We start from the raw sequence: 21,123 nt of genomic DNA, 5'->3' as shown, positions 1-21,123 counted from the left end.
ACCCTCGAAGAGAGCGCACCGGGGGGTGCGTCTCGGAAAGCAACGCAGCAGACACGGGGGTGATCGCATGCGTCTCTTCAGCGTCGGATCCGCAGCCGGCGGTGCCGCGCCTGCCGTCACCACGGCGCCCGCGGTCGTCCCGCCGCACCCGTCTGCGCCGATCCCGGTCATCGGCCCGGGCGTCGGTGCAGGTCTGCGCGTGCCGATCGGCGAGACCGGCATCCGTGCCTTTCCGCTCATCCTCGGCGGCGCGGAGTTCGGCTGGAACACCGACGCCGACACCGCGCTGCGCATCCTCGACCGCTACGCCGAGTTCGGCGGCAACGCCGTCCACACGGCGGACAGCTTCGCCGCGGGTCGCAGCGAGCACATCATCGGCCGCTGGCTCGCGGCGCGCGGCAACCGCGACGACATCGTGCTGACCGTGCGTGTCGGCGGCCACCCCGACAACCCGGGCATCGGCCCGGTGAACCTCGTCCGCGCGGCGGAGGCGTCGCTGAACCGCCTCGGCGTGGAGCGCATCGACGTGCTCTACCTCGACGGCACGGTCGACGACGGCAGTCCCCTGGAGGACACCCTCGCCACCGCGGAGTGGCTGGTGGAGACGGGGAAGGTGCGCGTGCTCGGCGCCTTCGGGTTCTCCGCGGAGCGCCTCGTCGAGGCCCGGATCCTGGCCTCGGCCGGCTACCCGCGCATCGAGGTGCTCGACGAGCCGTACAACCTCGTGCGCCGGGCGGAGTTCGAGGGCGACCTTCGGCTCGTGGCCGCGGCTCAGGGTCTGGCGGTGACGCCCTCGCACGCCCTCGAGCACGGGTTCCTGTCCGGCCGGCACCGCTCGAAGCAGGCGCTGCAGGGCGTGCGCGGCATGCAGCTGCGCAGCAACATCAACCGTCGCGGCATCAAGGTGCTGCGTGCGCTCGATCTCGCCGCCGAGGAGTTGCACGTCCCGGTGGCCGCGGTCGCGATCGGCTGGCTGCTCGCGCAGCGCACCGTGACCGCCCCGATCGTCAACGCGTTCGCCACCGAGCAGGTCGACGAACTCATGCAGGGCGCGGGTGTCGCCCTCGGCCGCGCGCAGCTCGCTGAGCTCACCCGCGCGGCGAGCTGACCCGGCGGCGATCGCCGTGTCCGATCTGTGACATAGGCTGGAGGCACCCCGACCACGGAGTCGGAGACGAGGCGAGCGGTTGTGACCCATTACATCTATCTGGTCCGGCACGGCGAACATCAGGACGCGGAGCACGGCCTCACCGACGGACCTCTCTCGCCTCGAGGCAGGCGCCAGGCCGAGCTCATCGCCGCCCGATTGTCGGGGCTGCCGCTCGACGCCATCTGGCACTCGCCGCTGCTGCGTGCGGCGGAGACCGCCCGTGCCATCTCGGAGCGGATCCCCTCGGTCGAGGCGGAGCCGTCCGCCCTGCTCTTCGACTGCGTGCCCACGGGCATGACCGAGGAGACCCCCGCCGCCTTCGAGCCGTTCTTCGGATCCGTCACCGAGGCGGAGATCGAGGCGGGACGGGCGCAGATGGCCGACGCCGTCAATGAGTTCCTGGTGCGCAAGCCGGGCGACGTGCACGAGGTGCTCATCACGCACAACTTCGTGATCGGCTGGTTCGTGCGCGAGGTGCTGGAAGCGCCGGAGTGGCGCTGGATGACCCTGAATCAGGCCAACTGCGGCCTCACCGTGATCGCGCAGAAGCAGGGGCGCCCGTGGAGCCTGCTGGCGCACAACGACCTGAGCCACTTGCCGGTCGAGCTGCGCACCGGCCTGCCGGATCCGCTCGCGGTCTGACCTCTCACCCGACGCGCTCCGACCTCCGCCCGGGCGCGGCGACGATCCGCGCACCCTGTGACGATCAGCACACGAGATCGACCTATGCGCGTGCAGATCGTCACATCGCGTGCTCATCGTCGCGATGGAGAGACGACGTGCGTGCCGGCCCGGATCAGCTGACGCGCTCCCAGTCGGCGATCGGCCCGTCCACCACGACGAACAGCGGATGCGGATCGGGCAGCGGCACGCCGCGCCAGTGCTCCCAGGCCGCCGGCGTGCGCACCTCCAGCTTGCGGAGCAGATGCCCCCACTCGTACTCGAGCTGACCGCGGGCCACCGGGATCCGCTCGACGGGACCGGTGCGCAGGACCTTCTCCCGCGCGAACCGGTAGCCGCGCGCGTCCGCCTCGTCCACGACCGCGGACAGATAGTCGCCGATCGCGGCGAGCGGATCCGGTACCGCACGGAACCGCTGCAGCTGCGGGTGGTGCGCGTAGCCGCGTCGCCGGGGATCAGCGATCACCGCCTGCGCGAGCAGCCCTTCCCGCCAGCATGCCGTCAGCGCCTGCCGGTCGTAGTAGCGCGGGTGCATCGACCAGAGCCTCATGCCTGGCTCGTCTCCTTCCGGTACCACCGGGTTGCGTTCGGGATGTCGTTGTTCTTGCTCATGAGATCGCGTGATCCTCGGGCAACCTGCCCCGTATGAGGAACGTTGCCAAGGCTCGTTGCGCCTCAACTCGTAACTCTGACCATTCGGGCAGGGCATGCACGTCGGCCAGGTCGGGGTAGCCATCCGGAACGGCGCTGGCTGCATGTGCCCAGGTGCGGTGGAACTGCTTCAGCGCATCGATCTCGTCCGAACTGTAGACGGTCTTGTTCGACTCGACTTCCCACAGCGCGTCGGGAACGCAGTCTTCCCATTGGTTGATCACCTCATGGGCGACGTTGACCACGTGGTGTGAGTCGTAGGTCCGCTGCGCGTCGAACGACCCGGCGAGTTCGAGGTAATCCATCAAACGGTTCCGCATACGTTGCTGAACCAGACGGGTGCCATCCGTCATGGGAGTTCCTTACGTAACCAAACAGAAGCGTTGGGGTTGGCGTTGTAGCGCGGGATCTCGGTGAAGCCGCTCTTGCGATACAGGTGGCCCGCCGCCTCGAGGGTGTGATGAGTGTCGAGCACGAGCGCGCGGGCGCCGAGGTCGCGGGCGCGGCGCTCCAGCTCGTCCAGCAGCAGCCGGCCCCAGCCGCGTCCGCGCGTCTCGGGACGCAAGAACACGTGCTTGATCTCGAACACGTCGGCTTCCCCGTCCGGCATCGCGACGCGGCGGACGCCTCCGCACCCGACGATCGCGCCGTCGTCCTCGAGCAGCAGGAAGACGCCGTCGGGGTCCTGGAAGGCGGCGGCGGTCGGGTACGTGGGGGAGTAGGTCCCGCCGGGGAACTCCGCGGCGCGCAGCGTGAAGTACTCGACCAGCACGGCGTGGGCGTCGGCGGCCTCGGGGGAGGCGATGCGGAACGTGGGCATGCTCCGACGCTATTCCCCCGAGCGCCGGTCCGGCCCCTTGCCGCGCGGGACCGGCACGTCCGACCGCCTGAATAGACTGAGGGCATGACGACGCGCGTTGCCCTGGTGGGCGCCTCCGGCAAGCTCGGCTCCATCATCGGCGACGTGATCGCGCACCTCGACGGCTTCGAGCTCGGCGCGGTGCTGGGTTCCGCGAGCACGATGGACGAGCTCGACGGCGCCGACCTCGTGGTCGACGCGACCACGCCGGCCTCGAGCGTGGAGATCGTGCGCGCCGCCGCGGATCGGGGCATCAACGTCCTCGTCGGCACCTCCGGATGGTCGGCGGCGCGGATCGCCCAGATGCGACCGGTCATCGACGAGGCCGGCATCGGCGCGCTGTTCGTTCCCAACTTCTCGATCGGATCCGTCCTGGGCACGGCCCTGGCCACCTTGGCTGCGCCGTTCTTCCGCTCCGTGGAGATCATCGAGGCGCACCAGCACACCAAGATCGACTCTCCCAGCGGCACCGCGGTGCGCACCGCAGAGCTCATCGCCGCCGCCCGCGCGGAGCAGGGTCCCGTCGATGCGCCCCACGTCGACCAGCGTGCCCGCGGTCAGCAGGTGTCCGGTGTGCCGGTGCACTCGCTGCGCCGCCCCGGTGTGATCGCCAAGCAGGAGGTCATCCTGTCCGGACCGGGCGAGTCGCTCTCGATCGTGCACGACACCGTGCAGTCCGCTGCAGCTTACGCCCCGGGGATCCGCCTCGCGCTGCCGTATGCGCGCGACCTCCGTGGCGTCGTCGTGGGCCTCGAGAACGTCATCGACCTGGGGATCCGGCCGCGCGCATGACGACGCGCATCGGCGTGCTCGGACCGGTGCGGATCGCGGATCGCGACGCCGGCGGGACTCCGATGCGGGCGATGCTCGCGGCGCTCGTGCTCGCGGGTACGGGGACCACGCGTTCCGTCGCGGCGCTCGCGGACGACGTGTGGGGCGAGGAGCAGCCGCAGAATCCGCGGGCGGCCCTGCAGACCCTGGTCTCCCGGGCCAGGGCGACCGCGGGGGCCGACGCGATCGCGAGCGGACCGGGCGGGTACGCGCTCGGCACCGAAGACACCGATCTGCACACCGCCCGTCGGCTGCAGTCGCTCGCCGAGGCGCTTCCGCAGGGCGACCCGGAGCGGATCCGGTTGCTGCGCGAGGCGATCGGACTGTGGCGCGGCGAGCCCGGCGCCGACCTCGGCGGATCGCCGGTCGGCGCGGATCTCGCCGCGGAGGCCGGAACTCTGCACGACGCCCTGCGGGGCTGCCTCGCCACGGAGCTCGTGCGCACGGGGAGCGCGGCGGAGGGCATCGGCATTCTCCGGGAGCTCGCCTCCGCGCGTCCCCTCGACGAGACGGCTCAGGCGGCGCTGATGTCGGCGCTCGCGGCCGACGGACGCTCCGCAGAGGCGCTCGCGGTCTTCGCCGCCTTGCGCACCGCCCTGGCCGACGCCCTGGGCGCCTCGCCGGGACCGGCGATCACCGAGCTCAACGCGCGGCTGCTGCGCAGCAGCGACGGCGGTCCGCGCGTGCGCATCGGCGTGCAGGCGGCCCCGAACGAGCTCATCGGCCGTGACGACGCGCTCGCACGCGCCCGTGCTCTGCTCCGCGAAGCCCGCGTGGTGACGATCCTGGGCGCCGGGGGCCTCGGCAAGACCCGGCTCGCGCAGGCCCTGGCGCTCGAGTCGGATGCGCATTCCGTCGTCGTCGTGCCCTTGGCCGGCGTGCGCGACGGCGCGGGCGTTCCTGTGGCGATCGCGGCCGCGCTCGGCATCAGCGAGAATGCGCCCGGCGGCAGGCTCGCCGAGCAGCGTCCGCGTCCCGACCTCGGCGCCCGCATCGTCGCCGCGCTCGGCGACCGCGAGACGATGCTCGTGCTGGACAACTGCGAGCAGGTGATCGACGCCGTGGCATGGTGGTCATCCGATCTGCTCGCTGCGGTGCCGTCGCTGCGGATCCTCACCACGAGTCGCGCGCCTTTGGCCATCGGGGCGGAGCGCGTGCTCCCGCTGGAGCCGCTGGAGATCGCGGTGACCGATGCGGCGCCCGCCGTGCGGCTGTTCCTCGACCGCGCCCGCGCGGCGCGGCCGTCGGCGACGCTGGAGCTCGAGGTCGTCGCGCGCCTGTGCGCACGGCTGGACGGACTCCCGCTCGCGATCGAGCTCGCCGCCGCGCGGGTGCGCACGATGACGCCCGAGCAGATCGAGCGCCGCCTGGAGAACCGGTTCGCCCTGCTCACCACGGGAGACCGTTCGGCTCCGGAGCGGCATCGCACCCTCGAGGCGGTGATCGAGTGGAGCTGGGATCTGCTCGACGCAGAGGCTCAGCATGCGCTCGCGATGCTCTCCGTGCTTCCCGGCGGCTTCTCCGAGGAGACCGCCGAGGCGGTGCTGACGGCACCGGCGGACGACGTGCTCGAACGCCTCGTCTCGCACTCGCTCCTGAACGTGATCGACGACGGCGCCGATCAGGCGGTGCGTTTCCGCATGCTCGAGACCGTGCGCGAGTTCGGTCGGGACAGGCTCGTCGATGCGGACGCGGAGGACCGCGCATGGGAGGCGGTCGTCGCCTGGGCGCTCTCGTTCGCCGAGGAGCACGGCGCCAGGGCGCGCGTCCTGCCGTCGGGGCTGACCGCCCAGGCGCATCGCGCGATCACGCGAGAGCACGACAACCTCGTCCACGTGCTGCGCCATCTGATCTCGGCCGGCCGGGGCGCCGACGCGGTGCGCCTGTTCACGGTGCTCGGGCAGTCCTGGTTCATCCGAGGCTCGTTCACGGAGTTCATCGGCTATGCCGGCCCCATGATCGACGTGGCGGATGCGGTGCCGTCAGGTGATATCGAACCCGATCTGCGTGTCATGGCTCTCGTCATGGCCTCCCTGGGCAGCATGATCAGCGGAGATCCGCGCTCCGCACGCGGCCTCGCGTTCACGGCGCGCGCGCTGGCGGCGGCGGGTGACGCGGTCGCCCCGGCCTGGGCGCTCGTCGCCGACGCGCTGCTCACCGTGGGACGCGGAGGGCCGATGGGATCGGTCTCCGCAGAGCCGGAAGAGTCGGATCCGTGGGCCCTGCTCACGGCGGACGTGCTGCTCTCGCATCGTGCCGAGAACGACGGCGAGGCCGAGGTCGCGATGGAGGCAGCCCGCCGAGCGTGGCAGCGCGCGCGAGGTCTCGGCGAGCGCTGGGCCGAGGGGATGGCGGCGGATCTCGCGGCGCAACTCGCCGCGCAGTCGGCTCGCCCCCTCGAGGCGATGACGTGGATGGAGCGTGCGACCGCGGTCTTCGAGGAGTTCGACGCCCAGGACCAGATCAACCATCAGGAATGGGTGCGCGGAGGCGTGCTGCTGTGCCTGGGGCGCAGCGGCGAGGCGCGGGCCCTGTTCACGCGGCTCATCCAAGAGGGGGGCCTCAGCCAGGACGGGGTCGAGCTCGCGTCGATCGGGCTCTACGGCCTCGCCGAGGCCGAGCTCCTGGACGGGAGGACGGCGAACGCCGCCGATGCCTTCGCGCGTGCGATGGCGGCCTTCGCGGATCCGGCGCACCGGCGCTCTCCGTGGTATCTGATGGCGCTGGCGGGGTACGTCTCCGTCGCGGCGAGATCTCTCGGGGTTGCGGAGTCCGAACTCCTCGTCTGGGAACGACGGCTGCGCACTCGCACGATCGCCGCGTGCCGGCTGCGGCGGGAGGGCGTGGACCGGCCGGTGCTCGGCACCGCCCTGCTGGGCTGGTCGGCCTGGGCTGTGCGCCGTCCTGGGCTCGTGGACCGCGGGGCCGAGGCGATCGCGTTGGCCGAGGTGCTCGGCGGGCGGCAGAACATGCCGAGCCTTGACCTCGGCGCGCACCTCGCCGATGCGGAGCGCCTCGCGGGAGCCGACGCGCTGGCGCATGCCCGTGCCGCCGCCGCAACGCTCGAACCCGCAGAGCGCGTGGTGCGCGGACTCGCGGTTCTCGGTGCACGCGTCGGCCCCTGAATCCGGCGGATCCAGGGGCCGATCGGGGGCGACGTCCGTCACGCCTTGCGCATGTACGCTCGCACGGTGAGCGGGGCGAAGACCGCCACGATCACGGCCGCGCCGAGCAGCGACACCCAGGCGTCCACGCCGAACGCACCGGTGTTGACGAGGTCGCGGACGGCGGTGACCAGGTGCGAGACCGGGTTGACGTTCACGAACCACTGCAGCCAGCCAGGCATCGTGTCGACGGGGACGAAGGCGTTGGACAGGAACGTGAGCGGGAACAGGATCATCATCGAGATGCCCTGCACGCTCGACGCGGTGCGGGCGATGACGCCCGCGAAGGCGAAGATCCAGCTGATCGCCCAGGAGCACACGATCACCAGCAGCCCCGCGCCGATCACGGCACCGAGGCCGCCTGCGGGGCGGAAGCCCATGACGAAGCCCATCGCGAAGGTGAGCACGGTCGCGATCCCGTAGCGGATGGTGTCGGCGAGCAGCGCCCCGGACAGCGGGGCGATGCGCGCGATCGGCAGCGAGCGGAACCGATCGAACACGCCCTTGTCCATGTCTTCGCGCAGCTGCACCCCGGTGACGACCGAGGTCGTGATGACGGTCTGCACGAGGATGCCGGGGATGATCACCGGGAGGTAGTTCGTGACGTTGCCCGAGATCGCTCCGCCGAAGATGTACGTGAACATCAGGGTGAACAGGATCGGCTGCACCGTCACATCGACGAGCTGCTCGGGCGTCCGCCGGATCTTGATGAGGCCGCGCGCCGCCATGGTGACGGTGTTGCGGAGGGTCAGCGACAGGCTGGCGCGCGGGCTCAGCCGGCGCTCGGACGCCGGCACGATGCGGCCGGCGACGGGGGAGAGAACGGTCATGCGCGGACCTCCTGGGTGGCTGCGGGCGTGTGGGGGGAGGCGTCGGCGGCGTCCTCCTCGGCCGGGTGGCCGGTGATCGTGAGGAACACCTCGTCGAGGGTGGGCTTCTGCACGCTCATCTCGGCGAGCGAGATGCCGGCTTCGCGGAACATGATCAGCAGTTCGGCGACGCGGTCCGGATCCGCCATGGGGGCGGTGATCCGGGAAGCCTCGGGGGACAGGACCCCGCGGACGCCGAGGGTCTGCTCGATGGCCTTCAGCGCATCGGCCGTGTCGCCGGCGTCGCGCACCCGCAGCTGCAGCGAGGAGGTGCCGACCGATGCCTTGAGGTCGTCGGGGGTGCCCTCCGCGACGACCTTGCCGCGGTCGATCACGGCGATCCGGTCGGCGAGCTGATCGGCCTCATCCAGGTACTGGGTGGTGAGCAGCACCGTGGATCCTGTGTTCACGAGCTCGCGGATCGTGTCCCACATCTGTCCCCGGGTGCGCGGGTCGAGACCCGTGGTGGGCTCGTCCAGGAAGATCAGCGGCGGCTGCGCGAGCAGCGAGGCGGCGAGGTCGAGGCGGCGTCGCATCCCGCCCGAGAAGTTCTTCAGCGGGCGGCGGGCCGCATCGGACAGCCCGAAGCGCTCGAGGAGGTCGGCGGACTTCGCCCGCGCCTCGCTGCGGCTGAGCCCCAGGAGGCGGGCGAAGATCATGAGGTTCTCCGTGGCGGACAGGGACTCGTCGACAGAGGCGAACTGCCCGGTGACGCCGATGAGCTGCCGCACGATGTGCGGTTCGCGGACGACGTCGTGCCCGAACACGCGGCCCGTGCCGCCGTCCGGACGCAGCAGCGTCGCCAGCATGTTGATGGTCGTGGTCTTTCCGGCGCCGTTGGGGCCGAGGACGCCGTAGACGGCGCCGGTGCGCACCTGCAGGTCGACGCCGTCGACTGCGCGGTTCGTTCCGAACACCTTCACGAGTCCGTCGGCCTCGAGGGCCCAGTCGGTGGTGGGATTCGTCATGCTCCGAGCATCCGCCGACCCGCTTTCGCCGTGCTGTCGCGGCGCTGTCACGGTCTTTCGGGCGCTGTCGGGGTGCCGTCCCGCCGAGTCGACGGCAGCGACCCGGTTGCGTCGAACCCGCCGACCTAGGATGGAGGGATGGGATCCCGCATCGGCGTCGCCGTCATGGCCGTGCTCCTCGTGCTGTACATCGCGCTGGTCGGCTGGCGCGCGGTGGTGCTGCTCGGCTCGGGCCAGGTGCTGGGCGTCACGATGGGCGTGGCACTGCTGGTGATGCCGCTGATCGGCGCTTGGGCACTGGTGCGCGAGCTGCAGTTCGGTCTCGCCGCCGACCGGCTGGGGCGCACGCTGGACGCCGAGGGCGGCATGCCCGCTGCCCCCGACCGGCTGCGGCCCAACGGGCGCCTGCTGCCCGAGGATGCGGACCGGCTGCTCGCCGAGTACGGCGCTGCGGCGGCCGCGGAGCCCGCGGACTGGCGCGCCCAGTACCGGCTCGGCGTCGTGCAGGACGCCGCGGGGCACCGCAAGGACGCCCGCGCCGCCATCCGTGCGGCGATCCGGCTGGCGAAGTAGACCTCACGGCCCCGGCACGACGAAGGGCCGCATCTCCGAGGAGACGCAGCCCTTCGCGGAGTGCGGGAACGTCGCTCAGGCGAGCGTCGCCTCGAGGGTGATCTCGATCCCCGAGAGGGCGGCCGAGACGGGGCAGCCCTTCTTCGCCTCCTCGGCGAGACGCTGGAAGGCCTCCGCGTCGAGCCCGGGGACGGATGCGTTCACGTTGAGGTGGCTGCCGGTGATGCCGACGCCGGGCTTGAAGGTGACCGACGCGGTGGTGTTCACGCGCTCGGGCGGGGTCCCGTTCTCGGCCAGGGCGTGCGAGAGCGCCATGCTGAAGCACGACGAGTGCGCGGCGGCGATGAGCTCCTCGGGCGTGGTCGTCGTGTCGGAGCCTTCCGAGCGGGCCTTCCAGTTGATGGGGAAGGTGCCCAGGTGCGAAGAGGAGAAGGAGACGGATCCCTCACCCTCGATGAGACTTCCGGTCCAGGTGGCAGCGGCTTCGCTCGTGACGGACATGGTTCCTCCAGTCGGGGGTGGGTGTGTGGCTGCCAGCCTACCGATCAGCCCAGGGCGGAGGAACCGCCGCGGCCGAGGACGCCGGCACGCTGCAGCAGCAGGTAGATCTGGCACCCGAGGCAGAACCCGAACGCCGCGTTGAGGAACGCCGCGACGAAGGCGAGCGCCGTGGCGATCGGCAGCGCCCACGGCACGCCGAGCAGGTGGAGCAGCAGGCCGGCCGTCACCACGAAGAGTCCGACACCCTGGGCGAAGCGCGGTGGACGCGGATCCTCCAGTTCGGCCGGCGGCGCGACGCGGGGGCGCACGACGCCGCGGAACAGCACGCTCCACGGCTGCGTGCGCGGCGACACCACGCCCCACAGGAACAGGAGCGCGATGACCAGCGTGAGCAGGAACGCGGGCTGAGCGGCGCGGTACTGCAGGAGCAGCCACCACGGGCCGGGGCCCACCGTGAAGCCGGCGCCGGCGAGGGGCTGATACGCGAACCAGCCGAAGGACGCGGCGGTCGACGTCGGCGCCGCGACCAGCCCGAGCACCGTCGCGACGAGCAGCAGGGCGGAGGTGATCCACGCGGCGAAGCGCGGGCCGCGGGGATCGATGCCGGCGGGAGCGGTCATGGGCGGGCCTCCTCGGGAAGGGCGCGGTCGAGTGCGGTCAAGACGTCGGCGCGGCTGGGCGCACCGGTGAAACGGGAGCGGATCCGGCCGTCCGGATCCACGACGAGCGTGGTCGGCGTGGCGAGCACCCGGTAGCGGGCGGCGAGGTCGGCGCGCGAGGTGAGGTCCACCTCGGTGTGCACCACGCCGGGGCGCTCCGCGGCGACGGATCCCAGCAGGCGACGCACCTGCGGGCAGCGCGCGCAGAACTCGGTGCTGAACTGCACCAGCGTCGCGCGGGCGCCCAGCGGTCGCATGAGGTCGGCAGGATCCACGACCCGATCGCCGTGCACGGCGACGGCGCGTCCGTCTCTGCGCCGCAGCAGCACGCCGACGAGCACGGTGGCGGCGAGCAGCGCCGCCACGATGACGAGGGCGATCGGCAGGGACATGGTCAGAGGCTACGTCCGCGACCCGGGCGGTGGGGCGGATATGACGGATCGAGTCAGCGCGCGCGATGCACGTCCCCGTGCGCGCGCGGCCGCCGGTCCACGGCCCGTTCGTCCGCCGTCGCCGGTACGCTGAAACCCATGAGCGCCGCGATCCCCACGCCGTACGAAGACCTGCTCCGCGACGTGCTGGCCACCGGCACGCACAAGGACGATCGCACCGGCACCGGGACGACGAGCGTGTTCGGCCGGCAGATCCGCTTCGATCTTTCGCAGGGCTTCCCGCTCATCACCACCAAGCGCGTGCACTTCAAGTCCATCGCGTACGAGCTGCTCTGGTTCCTCCGCGGCGACTCCAACGTGCGCTGGCTGCAGGAGCACGGCGTCACGATCTGGGACGAATGGGCCGACGCGGACGGCGATCTGGGCCCGGTCTACGGCGTGCAGTGGCGTTCCTGGCCGACGCCGGATGGTGGTCACATCGACCAGCTCCAGCAGGTGATCGACCAGATCCGCACCTCGCCCGACTCCCGCCGCATCATCGTGTCGGCGTGGAACCCGGCGGACATCCCCGACATGGCGCTCGCACCGTGCCACGCGCTGTTCCAGTTCTACGTGGCCGACGGCAAACTGTCCTGCCAGCTCTATCAGCGCAGCGCCGATCTGTTCCTGGGCGTGCCGTTCAACATCGCGTCCTACGCGCTGCTGACCCTGATGGTGGCGCAGCAGACAGGTCTGGAGCCCGGCGACTTCGTCTGGACGGGCGGCGACTGCCACATCTACGACAACCACATCGAACAGGTGCGCGAGCAGCTCAGCCGGCCTCCTTACCCCTACCCGACGCTGCGGATCACGCGGAAGCCCGACTCGATCTTCGACTACGCGTACGAGGACTTCGTGGTCGAGGACTACCAGCACCACCCGGCGATCCGCGCCGCGGTCGCAGTATGACCCGTGTCGGCCTGATCTGGGCGGAGGCGCACGGCGGCGTCATCGGCGCCTCGGGCACCATGCCGTGGCACGTCCCGGAGGACCTCGCGCATTTCAAGGATGTCACCCTCGGCGCGCCCGTCGTGATGGGGCGGCGCACGTGGGAGTCGCTGCCGGAACGGTTCCGTCCGCTGCCCGGCCGCGAGAACATCGTGATCACGCGGCAGACCGGCTGGGCGGCCGACGGCGCGCGCACCGCGGACTCCGTGGCGGCGGCGCTGGCCGGTCTCGACGAGGCGTGGGTGATCGGCGGCGGGGAGATCTTCCGCGAGGTGGTCGGTGAGGCCGACCGGCTCGAGGTCACCGAGCTGGACCTCGACGTCCCGGGCGACGCGTTCGCGCCCTCGCGCGACGGCTTCCGGCTGGTGGCGCAGGGGGAGTGGCAGACCAGCAGGACCGGGATCCGCTATCGCTTCCTGAGCTACGAGCGCTGAGAGGACGGATCCGCATGCCCACAGCCCTCATCACCGGAGCCAGCGCCGGGCTCGGCGCGGAATTCGCCCGGCAGCTCGCCGACCGCGGCGCCGACCTCGTGCTCGTCGCCCGCTCGCAGGACGCGCTGGATGCGCTCGCCGCAGAGCTGCGCGCGCGGCACCGCGTCGCCGTGGAGGTGATCGTCGCCGATCTCGCGGAGGAGCCGGGCGTCGCCCGCGTCGTGGCGCGGATCGCCGACGCCGAGCGCCCGATCGACGTGCTCGTGAACAACGCCGGGTTCGGGCTGCCGCTGCAGTTCGCCGACAACGACATCGCCGACGAGGTGCGGCACCTGCGCGTGCACGTGGAGGCGCCGATGCGGCTCATGCACGCTGCGCTCCGGGTGATGCGCGGCCGGGGCGGCCGAATCATCAACGTGGCCTCCGTGGCCGGCTTCATCTCGCGGTCGACGTACTCGGCCTGCAAGGCGTGGCTGATCGGCTTCAGCCGTTGGGCCAACGACGAGTACGCGCGCGACGGGGTGACCGTCACCGCGCTGTGCCCCGGCTTCGTGCACACCACGTTCCACGCCCGGATGGGCCTCGCGGCCGGGCAGGAGGGCGTGCCAGGGATGCTCTGGCTCGACGCGCCCTACGTCGTCCGCGCCGGTCTGCGCGCCGCCGCCCGCGGGCGATCCGTCGTGATCCCGTCCCTGCGCTACAAGGCGGTCGTCGCACTCTCGCGCCTCGTCCCGCGTGCCGTCACGGCCCGGGTCGCCCGCCGCGGCCGCATGTAGCGGCGATCACCGGCTCGGTCACGCCGGAACAGGCGGACGCGCGAGAACAGGCGGATCGCCCGGCCGATGGCCTGATCCGGCGTGTTCGCCTGTCCCCACGTGCGGCGCGGACGACGCTGGCGTCGACGGACCGGCGGCGCGGATCTTCAGGCGAAGCGCCCGAGCCGGATCCCGGCGTACGCGAGCGCGGCCACGGTCTCGCCGTCGGTGATGCGCCCGTCGGCGACCATGGCCAGGGCCTCGCCGAACGGCACCCACGACACGTCGTCGATGCCCTCCTCGGCCCGGGAGTGCGCGCTGTCGCCCGCCTGGCGCAACCCGCGGGCCAGGAACACGTGCTCGGGCGCGACGGTCACGCCGTTGAGGGCGTTCATGGTGCCGATCGGCGTCCACTCGTCCGCCTCGAGCCCCGTCTCCTCCCGCAGCTCGCGGCGGGCGGCGAGCAGCGGATCCTCGCCGTCGGTGCCGCCGGCGGGCACCTCGACGGAACGCCCCGTGGTGTAGCGGTCGATCGTGACGAGGCACACGCGGTCCTCCTCGTCGAGGGCGACGACGAAGACGGCCGCGTTCTTCAGCGTGACGACGCCGTAGATCCCGTCACCGGCGGGGCCGGTCACCGCATCCTCGCGGACCGAGATCCATCGGTTGTCATAGACGATGCGCGATTCCCGCGTGTGCCAGGCCATGGCGTGAGCCTAACCGGCGGACCGAGGGCCACGTGAGAACCGGCCGACCCGATACGCTGGAGGCATGACGCACACGGGCAATCCCTTCGGACAGGTGCTCGTCGCCCTCATCACCCCGATGACGGCCGACGGCGAGGTCGACTGGCCTTCCGTCGAGAAGCACATCGACCGTGTGATCTCCGACGGCGCCGACGGCATCGTCGTGACCGGCACGACCGGTGAGACGTCGACCCTCACCGACGCCGAGAAGCTGCGTCTGGTCGAGGTCGGCAAGGACGTCGCCGCGGGCCGCGCCAAGATCATCACCGGCGGCGGATCCAACGAGACCGCGCACGCGATCGAGCTGTACAAGGCCAGCGAGAAGGCCGGCGCGGACGGCATCATGATCGTCACGCCGTACTACAACAAGCCCACGCAGGCCGGGATCCTCACGCATTTCCGTCTCGTCGCGGACGCCACCGACCTGCCCGTGATCCTCTACGACATCCCCGGCCGCACGGGTGTGCCGATCAAGTACGAGACGATCCTGCGCCTCGCCAAGCACCCCAACATCCTCGCGGTGAAGGACGCCAAGGGCGACTTCTCCGAGGTCAGCCGGGTGCTCAACCAGACCGACCTGATGTACTTCTCGGGCGACGACGCGAACGTGCTGCCGCACCTGTCGATCGGCGCCACCGGACTCATCGGCGTGACCGCCAACATCACGTCCGCGCCCTACCGCACGATCGTCGATGCGGTGAACCGCGGAGACCTGGCCACCGCCACGGCCGAGCACAAGCGCTTGGAGCCGCTCGTGCGCGCCGCCATGACGCACGTTCCCGGCACGGTCGCGGCGAAGTACATCCTGCACGGCCTCGGCCGCATCACCAGTCCCCGCGTCCGCCTGCCGCTGGTGGGCCCGGAGGAGTGGGAGGCCGCCCTCATCGAAGACGAGCTCGCGCTCGTCAAGGACGTCCCGGGCGCGGACTTCTCCGACTTCCGTCCCGACCGCAACGCCGCCGCCGGCGGCGCTCTCCCCAAGGTGCACGGCACCACCCGCTGAGGGCCGTCCGTCGTGCCCTTCGGCAGGCTCAGGGACCAGATCTTCGGGCGCGCCGCGCCCCGCCTAGGAGGCACCACATGACCCTTCCCCTTGCCGAGCCCGAAGCGCTCGCCCCCGGCACCCTCCGCGTCACGCCCCTCGGCGGGCTCGGAGAGGTCGGCCGCAACATGACGATCTTCGAGTACGACGGGAAGATCCTCGTCGTCGACTGCGGCGTGCTGTTCCCGGAGGAGCACCAGCCGGGCGTCGACCTGATCCTGCCCGATTTCGAGCCGATCAAGGACCGCCTCGACGACATCGTCGGCGTCGTGCTCACCCACGGTCACGAGGACCACATCGGAGCCGTGCCGTACCTGCTGCGGCTCAAGAGCGACATCCCGCTGATCGGCTCGAGCCTCACCCTCGCGCTGGTCGAGGCGAAGCTCAAGGAGCACCGGATCAAGGCCTTCACGCTCACCGTGAAGGAGGGCCAGCACGAGAAGGTCGGCCCGTTCGACCTCGAGTTCGTCGCGGTCAACCACTCCATCCCGGACGCGCTGGCCGTCGCGATCCGCACGCCGGCGGGCCTCGTGCTCGCCACGGGCGACTTCAAGATGGACCAGCTCCCGCTGGACGGCCGCATCACCGACCTGCGCGCGTTCTCCCGCCTGGGGGAGGAGGGCGTGGATCTGTTCCTCGTCGACTCCACGAACGCCGACGTTCCGGGGTTCACGCCGACCGAGCGCTCGATCGGCCCGGTGCTGGACCAGGTCATCGGCAAGGCGCCGCGCCGGGTGATCGTCGCGAGCTTCTCCAGCCACGTGCACCGGGTGCAGCAGGTCATCGACGCCGCGCACGCGCACGGCCGCCGGGTCGCTTTCCTGGGGCGCTCGATGGTGCGCAACATGACCATCGCGGAGCAGCTCGGATACCTCAAAGTGCCCGACGGCGTCCTCATCGACTACAAGAAGGCCCGCGACCTCCCCGACGACCGCATCGTCTACATGTCGACCGGATCCCAGGGCGAGCCCATGGCGGTGCTCAGCCGCATGGCCAACCTCGACCACGCGATCGAGCCCGGTCCTGGCGACACCGTGATCCTCGCCTCCAGCCTGATCCCCGGCAACGAGAACGCGGTCTACCGCGTGATCGACGGCCTCACCAAGCTCGGCGCGAACGTCGTGCACAAGGCGAACGCCCGCGTGCACGTCTCCGGCCACGCCGCCGCCGGCGAGCTGCTGTACTGCTACAACATCCTCTCGCCGCGCAACGTGCTGCCCGTGCACGGCGAGTACCGCCACCTGATGGCGAACGCGAAGCTCGCCCAGGACACCGGCATCCCCGAGGAACGAACCATCCTGGGCTCCAACGGCACCGTGATCGACCTCAAGGACGGCGTCGCCCGCGTGGCCGGGCAGCTCGACATCGGCTTCGTCTACGTGGACGGCTCCACGGTGGGCGAGATCACCGACGCCGACCTGAAGGACCGCCGGATCCTCGGCGAGGAGGGCTTCGTGTCCGTCATCGTCGTGGTCGACTCGACCACGGGCCGGATCATCTCCGGCCCGGAGATCCACGCCCGGGGTGTCGCCGAGGACGACGCGGTGTTCGACGACGTCGCACCCAAGATCGTGGCGGCCCTCAAGGAGGCCGCGTCCAACGGCGTGCGCGACAACCACGCGCTGTCGCAGATCGTGCGCCGCACGATCGGGCGCTGGGTGAACCAGAAGCTGCGCCGCCGTCCCATGATCGTCCCGCTCGTCATCGAGGCGTGATCCCGCTCGCGTCGAAGCGAGACGCGCGGTGGGCCGGGCCGGATCCGCGGTCTGCAATCACCCGGAATGCCGCGTCATTGCGGCGTGATGTCGGCCTGCGGCCCTAGCGTGGAGGCATGCCCAGGAGTTCGAATGCGACCAAGAGCGTGGCCGACCGGCCCTCGACGCGCGGTCGTTCCACGTCCGGGGCGAAGCCGCGCACTCAGGCCAAGGCCGCGCCCGCCCCGAAGAAGTACGTCGACGAGCCCGACAAGCCGCCGGTGATGGTGCGCGCCTGGGTCGGGCTCGCGCACGGAGTCGGCGGGCTGTTCCGCGCCTTCGGGCTGGAGACTCTCGAGAAGGACCAGCGTCGCGACGGCTTCCCGTTCCTGCTCGTGCTGCTCGCCGTGGCCGGCGCCGTGAACGAGTGGTTCTTCATCGGCAACGCCGTCGCGACCAACATCAGCGCCTATTCGGTCGGCGCCCTCATCGGGCGGGCGGCCTTCATCATGCCGGTGCTGCTGCTCCTCCTCGCGGGCTGGCTCTTCCGTCACCCGTCGTCCGTGCACGACAACGGCAGGATCGGCATCGGATTCGGGTTGTTCGTGATCGCCCTGGCCGGCTTCTGCCATGTCGCCGGCGGGATGCCGCAGCCTCGGCAGGGCATGGTCGCGCTGAGCGCCGCGGGAGGGCTCTTCGGCTGGCTGCTCGGTCAGCCGCTCAGCTACCTGACCGCGATCCCCGCGTACATCGTGCTGTCGCTGCTCTCCGGGCTCAGCGTGCTGATCCTCACCAAGACCCCGCCGAACCGGATCGGGCAGCGCCTGGGGGACCTCTACGCCTGGATGTTCGACGCGGAGCGCCCCGCGAAGGCCGAGCCGTCCGATGCCGCCGCGGTCGACGAGGCGGACAAGGTCGACGACCCCGACGTGCTGCCCTGGTGGCGGCGCAACAAGACGGGCCGCGAGGAGGATCCGGAGGGCGGTCTCGGCTCGCAGGACCTCACGGAGCTGCTCACGGCGGCGGACGATACGCCCACCGCCGCGCAGGCGACGGCGTACGACCAGGCGGTCATCACCGACGATCCGTATGACGCGGCCACCGAGGTGCTCACGGACGTGCGCGCGGTCGCCGAATCCCTCGCCGAACAGCAGTCCACCGCGCTCCTCGACGACGGCGACACCGGAGAGCTCGAGCTGGCCGGCTTCGACGGGTTCGGCACCGACGGCCCCGGCAAGGACGGCCCGCAGGCGCCCGTGGCGCCGTACATCCTGCCGTCTCCGGCCACGCTGAAGGCGGGCCCGCCCTCGGTCGCACGCTCGGAGGCGAACGACCGCGTGGTCGAGCAGATCACGAACGTGCTCACCCAGTTCAACGTCGACGCGAAGGTCACCGGCTTCTCCCGGGGTCCGACAGTGACCCAGTACGAGGTCGAGGTGGGGCATGGCGTCAAGGTCGAGAAGATCCTGCAGCTGAGCAACAACTTCGCCTACGCGGTGGCGTCGAACGACGTGCGGATCCTCTCGCCGATCCCCGGCAAGAGCGCGATCGGCATCGAGATCCCCAATGCCGACCGCGAGACGGTCGCGCTCGGGGATGTGCTGCGCTCGTCGGCGGCGCAGAAGAGCACCCACCCGCTGACCATCGGCGTCGGCAAGGACGTCGGCGGCAACTTCGTCGTCGCAAACCTCGCCAAGATGCCGCACCTGCTCGTGGCCGGATCCACCGGATCCGGAAAGTCCAGCTTCGTGAACTCCATGATCACGAGCCTGCTGATGCGGGCGCGCCCGGCGGACGTGCGCATGGTGCTCATCGACCCGAAGCGTGTGGAGCTCACCAGCTATGCCGGCGTCCCGCACCTGATCACGCCCATCATCACGAACCCGAAGAAGGCCGCCGAGGCGCTGCAGTGGGTCGTGAAGGAGATGGACATGCGGTACGATGACCTCGCGTCGTTCGGGTTCCGCCACATCGACGACTTCAACCGCGCGGTCCGCGCGGGAGAGGTCGAGGTGCCTCCCGGCAGCGAGCGCGTGCTCAAGCCGTACCCGTACCTGCTCGTGGTCGTGGACGAGCTCGCCGACCTCATGATGGTCGCCCCGCGCGACGTCGAGGACTCGATCGTGCGCATCACGCAGCTCGCCCGCGCGAGCGGCATCCACCTGGTGCTGGCCACGCAGCGCCCGAGCGTCGACGTGGTCACGGGGCTCATCAAGGCCAACGTGCCGTCGCGCCTCGCGTTCGCGGTGACGAGCGTCACCGACAGCCGGGTCATCCTGGACAGCCCCGGAGCCGACAAGCTGATCGGCCAGGGCGACGCGCTGTTCTCCCCGATGGGGTCGTCGAAGCCCTTCCGTCTGCAGGGCGCCTGGGTGGACGAGAGCGAGATCGACGCCGTCGTCAAGCACGTCACCGGTCAGGCGCGGCCGGAGTACCGCCCGGACGTCGCCGAGGCCGTCGAGGGCAAGAAGAAGGAAGTCGACGAGGACATCGGCGACGACCTCGAGCTCCTGCTCGCGGCCGCGGAGCTCATCGTCTCCTCGCAGTTCGGGTCGACCTCGATGCTGCAGCGCAAGCTGCGCGTCGGCTTCGCCAAGGCCGGGCGCCTCATGGATCTCCTCGAGTCGCGCGAGATCGTCGGGCCGTCCGAGGGGTCCAAGGCCCGCGACGTGCTCGTGACGCCGGAGCAGCTGCCCGGGGTGCTGGCGAAGCTGCGCGGGGAGGATGTCCCGTCCGTTCCGGCGGCCCCCTCAGCCGCGGCGGCCCCCGCGGCCCCGGCCGCGGCGCTGCCGCCCCGTCCGGCCGATCCGGTCCCGGCGGCGTCGGGGTACGGATCCGATCGCTACGGCGAGGACCCGCTGGAGGCGCAGTACCGCGGCCTCCCTGAGGTCGAGGCGGAGTCGGATGAGGACGCCTGGGGTCTGACGGGACGCGACTGATGGCCATCCCGCGGCAGCTGCCTAACGCGATCACCGTCGCTCGCATCCCGCTGGCGGTCGTCTTCTTCGTCCTCCTGCTGCTGGGCGGCACGAACGGCGCGGCCCAGCCCGTGCTGCGCTGGGTCGCCGCCGCGCTGTTCATCCTCGCGATCTCGACGGACTGGGTGGACGGCTACCTCGCTCGCAGATACGACCTTGTCAGCGACTTCGGCAAGCTCTGGGATCCGATCGCGGACAAGCTGCTCACCGGAGCGGGCTTCATCGGCCTCGCCATCCTCGGCGAGGTGTGGTGGTGGCTCGTGCTGATCATCCTCGTCCGGGAATGGGGCATCACCATCCACCGGTTCACGATCGTCAAGGAGCACGTCGTCGCCGCGGCGTGGATGGGCAAGATCAAGACCACGGTGCAGGCGATCGCGCTCTCCTGGGCGCTGCTGCCGCTGCACGTGTGGATCGGCCTCCCGGTGTGGTCCGTGACGACCACCGTGCTCATGGTGATCGCGCTGATCCTCACGATCCTCAGCGGGATCGACTACATCGTGGCTCAGGTGCGGGGATCCCGGGCTGACCGCGATGCGGCGTCCTGATGCGTGACGCGGCGGCCGAGGCGCTCGACGCCCTGCGCGACCGCGGCTTGACCCTGGCGGTCGCCGAGTCGCTCACCGGAGGCGCGCTCTCGGCGGCCCTCGTCGGGGTGCCCGGCGCCTCGGATGTGCTCAACGGCGCGGTCGTCGCCTACGCGACGCCGGTCAAGGCGTCCCTGCTCGGCGTGGACCGCGCGCTGCTGGCGGCGCACGGTCCGGTGGATCCGGAGGTCGCACGGCAGATGGCCGCAGGGGCCCGCGTCGCGCTGGCCGTCGATGGGCGCGCGGCGGACGTCGGCGTCGCCACGACGGGGGTCGCCGGTCCCACGGCGCAGGGCGGGCAGCCGGTCGGCACCGTGCACATCGGGGTGAGCGCGGGGGCGCGCACCACCAGCCGCGCCTTCCTGTTCACCGGGGAACGGGCGGCGATCCGCGCGGCGACCGTGGACGCGGCGCTCGCACTGGTCGTCGAGGCGCTGACCGAGCTGGATCCGGATGGCGGCGCGCCCGGGGGCGTCGACGGGGAATAGACTTCCTGTCAGAGAAGTTGAGTCGAGTGTGCTCACATTCAATGCACAGGACGAAACACTAGTGTCGAACATGTCAGGTCGGGTTAGACTGACCATCCGATCCGGCGGCCACGC

The 21,123-nt window shown here is 71.2% G+C and carries 22 protein-coding genes; 13 read left to right on the top strand and 9 right to left on the bottom strand.

The genetic code is table 11. The features are described 5' to 3' along the window. Positions 1-67: 67 nt before the first annotated feature. A complete protein-coding gene (locus tag AERO9AM_RS11820) occupies positions 68-1,108 on the top strand; it encodes an aldo/keto reductase (RefSeq protein ID WP_159576313.1) in 1,041 nt (346 codons plus the stop codon). A gap of 81 nt (positions 1,109-1,189) precedes the next feature. Beyond that, entirely contained in the window at positions 1,190-1,792 is a 603-nt protein-coding gene (locus tag AERO9AM_RS11815; RefSeq protein WP_159576312.1) for a histidine phosphatase family protein, read from the top strand. A 154-nt stretch (positions 1,793-1,946) separates the two neighbouring features. On the opposite strand, the gene AERO9AM_RS11810 is transcribed toward AERO9AM_RS11815, so the two are convergent. The 3 genes from AERO9AM_RS11810 to AERO9AM_RS11800 are packed head-to-tail and all read right to left on the bottom strand — an operon-like array spanning position 1,947 to position 3,302. After that, positions 1,947-2,381: a pyrimidine dimer DNA glycosylase/endonuclease V gene (locus AERO9AM_RS11810; protein ID WP_159576311.1), complete on the bottom strand. Its 435-nt coding sequence runs from the start codon at positions 2,379-2,381 to the stop codon at positions 1,947-1,949. A gap of 58 nt (positions 2,382-2,439) precedes the next feature. Further along, positions 2,440-2,835 (bottom strand): hypothetical protein, encoded by a 396-nt coding sequence (locus AERO9AM_RS11805; RefSeq protein ID WP_159576310.1) that lies wholly within the window; start codon positions 2,833-2,835, stop codon positions 2,440-2,442. Further along, on the bottom strand, positions 2,832-3,302 hold the full coding sequence (locus tag AERO9AM_RS11800) for a GNAT family N-acetyltransferase (protein ID WP_159576309.1): 471 nt from the start codon (positions 3,300-3,302) through the stop codon (positions 2,832-2,834). The genes AERO9AM_RS11805 and AERO9AM_RS11800 overlap by 4 nt, the downstream gene beginning before the upstream one ends. A gap of 84 nt (positions 3,303-3,386) precedes the next feature. Here AERO9AM_RS11800 and dapB point away from each other — a divergent pair, with 84 nt between their 5' ends. Together dapB and AERO9AM_RS11790 are read left to right on the top strand one after the other, a co-directional pair. Further along, on the top strand, positions 3,387-4,133 hold the full coding sequence (dapB, locus tag AERO9AM_RS11795) for a 4-hydroxy-tetrahydrodipicolinate reductase (RefSeq protein ID WP_159576308.1): 747 nt from the start codon (positions 3,387-3,389) through the stop codon (positions 4,131-4,133). Next, positions 4,130-7,297, top strand: coding sequence for an ATP-binding protein (locus AERO9AM_RS11790; protein WP_159576307.1), 3,168 nt, complete (start codon positions 4,130-4,132; stop codon positions 7,295-7,297). The genes dapB and AERO9AM_RS11790 overlap by 4 nt, the downstream gene beginning before the upstream one ends. A 38-nt stretch (positions 7,298-7,335) precedes the next feature. On the opposite strand, the gene AERO9AM_RS11785 is transcribed toward AERO9AM_RS11790, so the two are convergent. Both AERO9AM_RS11785 and AERO9AM_RS11780 read right to left on the bottom strand, forming a co-directional pair. Continuing rightward, the gene (locus AERO9AM_RS11785; RefSeq protein WP_159576306.1) at positions 7,336-8,166 is read right to left on the bottom strand and encodes an ABC transporter permease; all 831 of its coding nucleotides are present in this window, start codon (positions 8,164-8,166) and stop codon (positions 7,336-7,338) included. Further along, complete coding sequence (locus AERO9AM_RS11780) at positions 8,163-9,173, bottom strand: ATP-binding cassette domain-containing protein (RefSeq protein ID WP_159576305.1); 1,011 nt, start codon at positions 9,171-9,173, stop codon at positions 8,163-8,165. The genes AERO9AM_RS11785 and AERO9AM_RS11780 overlap by 4 nt, the downstream gene beginning before the upstream one ends. 138 nt (positions 9,174-9,311) lie before the next feature. Here AERO9AM_RS11780 and AERO9AM_RS11775 point away from each other — a divergent pair, with 138 nt between their 5' ends. Then, the gene (locus AERO9AM_RS11775; protein WP_159576304.1) at positions 9,312-9,746 is read left to right on the top strand and encodes a hypothetical protein; all 435 of its coding nucleotides are present in this window, start codon (positions 9,312-9,314) and stop codon (positions 9,744-9,746) included. 75 nt (positions 9,747-9,821) lie between these two features. Here the strand turns inward: AERO9AM_RS11775 and AERO9AM_RS11770 are convergent, their stop codons facing one another. Genes AERO9AM_RS11770 through AERO9AM_RS11760 form a run of 3 tightly spaced genes read right to left on the bottom strand, consistent with a single transcriptional unit; the run spans position 9,822 to position 11,298 of the window. After that, a complete protein-coding gene (locus tag AERO9AM_RS11770; RefSeq protein ID WP_159576303.1) occupies positions 9,822-10,247 on the bottom strand; it encodes an OsmC family peroxiredoxin in 426 nt (141 codons plus the stop codon). 44 nt (positions 10,248-10,291) lie between these two features. Continuing rightward, positions 10,292-10,867: a DUF4395 domain-containing protein gene (locus AERO9AM_RS11765; RefSeq protein ID WP_159576302.1), complete on the bottom strand. Its 576-nt coding sequence runs from the start codon at positions 10,865-10,867 to the stop codon at positions 10,292-10,294. Further along, positions 10,864-11,298 carry a TlpA family protein disulfide reductase gene (locus AERO9AM_RS11760; protein ID WP_159576301.1) on the bottom strand — a complete coding sequence of 145 codons (435 nt, stop codon included), beginning with the start codon at positions 11,296-11,298 and terminating at the stop codon, positions 10,864-10,866. Before AERO9AM_RS11760 ends, AERO9AM_RS11765 begins: the two co-directional genes overlap by 4 nt. A 138-nt stretch (positions 11,299-11,436) precedes the next feature. Between AERO9AM_RS11760 and AERO9AM_RS11755 the strand changes: the two genes are divergently transcribed. Genes AERO9AM_RS11755 through AERO9AM_RS11745 form a run of 3 tightly spaced genes read left to right on the top strand, consistent with a single transcriptional unit; the run spans position 11,437 to position 13,495 of the window. After that, positions 11,437-12,246 carry a thymidylate synthase gene (locus AERO9AM_RS11755; RefSeq protein ID WP_159576300.1) on the top strand — a complete coding sequence of 270 codons (810 nt, stop codon included), beginning with the start codon at positions 11,437-11,439 and terminating at the stop codon, positions 12,244-12,246. Further along, positions 12,243-12,719 (top strand): dihydrofolate reductase, encoded by a 477-nt coding sequence (locus AERO9AM_RS11750; protein WP_159576299.1) that lies wholly within the window; start codon positions 12,243-12,245, stop codon positions 12,717-12,719. Before AERO9AM_RS11755 ends, AERO9AM_RS11750 begins: the two co-directional genes overlap by 4 nt. Positions 12,720-12,733: 14 nt before the next feature. After that, on the top strand, positions 12,734-13,495 hold the full coding sequence (locus tag AERO9AM_RS11745) for an SDR family NAD(P)-dependent oxidoreductase (RefSeq protein ID WP_159576298.1): 762 nt from the start codon (positions 12,734-12,736) through the stop codon (positions 13,493-13,495). 146 nt (positions 13,496-13,641) lie between these two features. On the opposite strand, the gene AERO9AM_RS11740 is transcribed toward AERO9AM_RS11745, so the two are convergent. Further along, on the bottom strand, positions 13,642-14,181 hold the full coding sequence (locus AERO9AM_RS11740; protein ID WP_159576297.1) for an NUDIX domain-containing protein: 540 nt from the start codon (positions 14,179-14,181) through the stop codon (positions 13,642-13,644). A gap of 64 nt (positions 14,182-14,245) precedes the next feature. On the opposite strand from AERO9AM_RS11740, the gene dapA reads away from it, so the two are divergent. The 5 genes from dapA (at position 14,246) to AERO9AM_RS11715 (ending at position 21,009) form a co-directional block, all read left to right on the top strand. Beyond that, the gene (dapA, locus tag AERO9AM_RS11735; RefSeq protein ID WP_159576296.1) at positions 14,246-15,223 is read left to right on the top strand and encodes a 4-hydroxy-tetrahydrodipicolinate synthase; all 978 of its coding nucleotides are present in this window, start codon (positions 14,246-14,248) and stop codon (positions 15,221-15,223) included. A 77-nt stretch (positions 15,224-15,300) separates the two neighbouring features. Next, positions 15,301-16,977, top strand: coding sequence for a ribonuclease J (locus tag AERO9AM_RS11730; RefSeq protein WP_159576295.1), 1,677 nt, complete (start codon positions 15,301-15,303; stop codon positions 16,975-16,977). Between the two features lie 116 nt (positions 16,978-17,093). After that, entirely contained in the window at positions 17,094-19,895 is a 2,802-nt protein-coding gene (locus AERO9AM_RS11725; protein WP_159576294.1) for a DNA translocase FtsK, read from the top strand. After that, positions 19,895-20,482, top strand: a complete 588-nt coding sequence (gene pgsA, locus AERO9AM_RS11720; RefSeq protein ID WP_159576293.1) for a CDP-diacylglycerol--glycerol-3-phosphate 3-phosphatidyltransferase — start codon at positions 19,895-19,897, stop codon at positions 20,480-20,482. The genes AERO9AM_RS11725 and pgsA overlap by 1 nt, the downstream gene beginning before the upstream one ends. Continuing rightward, on the top strand, positions 20,482-21,009 hold the full coding sequence (locus AERO9AM_RS11715; RefSeq protein ID WP_159576292.1) for a CinA family protein: 528 nt from the start codon (positions 20,482-20,484) through the stop codon (positions 21,007-21,009). The genes pgsA and AERO9AM_RS11715 overlap by 1 nt, the downstream gene beginning before the upstream one ends. Positions 21,010-21,123: the final 114 nt, after the last annotated feature.

This window comes from Microbacterium sp. 8M (assembly GCF_902506375.1).
Lineage (GTDB): Bacteria > Actinomycetota > Actinomycetes > Actinomycetales > Microbacteriaceae > Microbacterium.
Note: the sequence above shows the minus strand (reverse complement) of the source record. Positions and strands in the feature narration are given on the sequence as shown.

Bases quoted from the DNA above. Each gene is read 5' to 3' on its own strand.
- AERO9AM_RS11740 (WP_159576297.1), bottom strand. From the start codon at position 14,181: ATGGCCTGGCACACGCGGGAATCGCGCATCGTCTATGACAACCGATGG.
- AERO9AM_RS11810 (WP_159576311.1), bottom strand. From the start codon at position 2,381: ATGAGGCTCTGGTCGATGCACCCGCGCTACTACGACCGGCAGGCGCTG.
- AERO9AM_RS11750 (WP_159576299.1), top strand. From the start codon at position 12,243: ATGACCCGTGTCGGCCTGATCTGGGCGGAGGCGCACGGCGGCGTCATC.
- AERO9AM_RS11790 (WP_159576307.1), top strand. From the start codon at position 4,130: ATGACGACGCGCATCGGCGTGCTCGGACCGGTGCGGATCGCGGATCGC.
- AERO9AM_RS11770 (WP_159576303.1), bottom strand. From the start codon at position 10,247: ATGTCCGTCACGAGCGAAGCCGCTGCCACCTGGACCGGAAGTCTCATC.
- AERO9AM_RS11730 (WP_159576295.1), top strand. From the start codon at position 15,301: ATGACCCTTCCCCTTGCCGAGCCCGAAGCGCTCGCCCCCGGCACCCTC.
- AERO9AM_RS11780 (WP_159576305.1), bottom strand. From the start codon at position 9,173: ATGACGAATCCCACCACCGACTGGGCCCTCGAGGCCGACGGACTCGTG.
- dapA (WP_159576296.1), top strand. From the start codon at position 14,246: ATGACGCACACGGGCAATCCCTTCGGACAGGTGCTCGTCGCCCTCATC.
- AERO9AM_RS11745 (WP_159576298.1), top strand. From the start codon at position 12,734: ATGCCCACAGCCCTCATCACCGGAGCCAGCGCCGGGCTCGGCGCGGAA.
- pgsA (WP_159576293.1), top strand. From the start codon at position 19,895: ATGGCCATCCCGCGGCAGCTGCCTAACGCGATCACCGTCGCTCGCATC.
- AERO9AM_RS11715 (WP_159576292.1), top strand. From the start codon at position 20,482: ATGCGTGACGCGGCGGCCGAGGCGCTCGACGCCCTGCGCGACCGCGGC.
- dapB (WP_159576308.1), top strand. From the start codon at position 3,387: ATGACGACGCGCGTTGCCCTGGTGGGCGCCTCCGGCAAGCTCGGCTCC.
- AERO9AM_RS11775 (WP_159576304.1), top strand. From the start codon at position 9,312: ATGGGATCCCGCATCGGCGTCGCCGTCATGGCCGTGCTCCTCGTGCTG.
- AERO9AM_RS11725 (WP_159576294.1), top strand. From the start codon at position 17,094: ATGCCCAGGAGTTCGAATGCGACCAAGAGCGTGGCCGACCGGCCCTCG.
- AERO9AM_RS11805 (WP_159576310.1), bottom strand. From the start codon at position 2,835: ATGACGGATGGCACCCGTCTGGTTCAGCAACGTATGCGGAACCGTTTG.
- AERO9AM_RS11765 (WP_159576302.1), bottom strand. From the start codon at position 10,867: ATGACCGCTCCCGCCGGCATCGATCCCCGCGGCCCGCGCTTCGCCGCG.
- AERO9AM_RS11755 (WP_159576300.1), top strand. From the start codon at position 11,437: ATGAGCGCCGCGATCCCCACGCCGTACGAAGACCTGCTCCGCGACGTG.
- AERO9AM_RS11800 (WP_159576309.1), bottom strand. From the start codon at position 3,302: ATGCCCACGTTCCGCATCGCCTCCCCCGAGGCCGCCGACGCCCACGCC.
- AERO9AM_RS11785 (WP_159576306.1), bottom strand. From the start codon at position 8,166: ATGACCGTTCTCTCCCCCGTCGCCGGCCGCATCGTGCCGGCGTCCGAG.
- AERO9AM_RS11760 (WP_159576301.1), bottom strand. From the start codon at position 11,298: ATGTCCCTGCCGATCGCCCTCGTCATCGTGGCGGCGCTGCTCGCCGCC.
- AERO9AM_RS11820 (WP_159576313.1), top strand. From the start codon at position 68: ATGCGTCTCTTCAGCGTCGGATCCGCAGCCGGCGGTGCCGCGCCTGCC.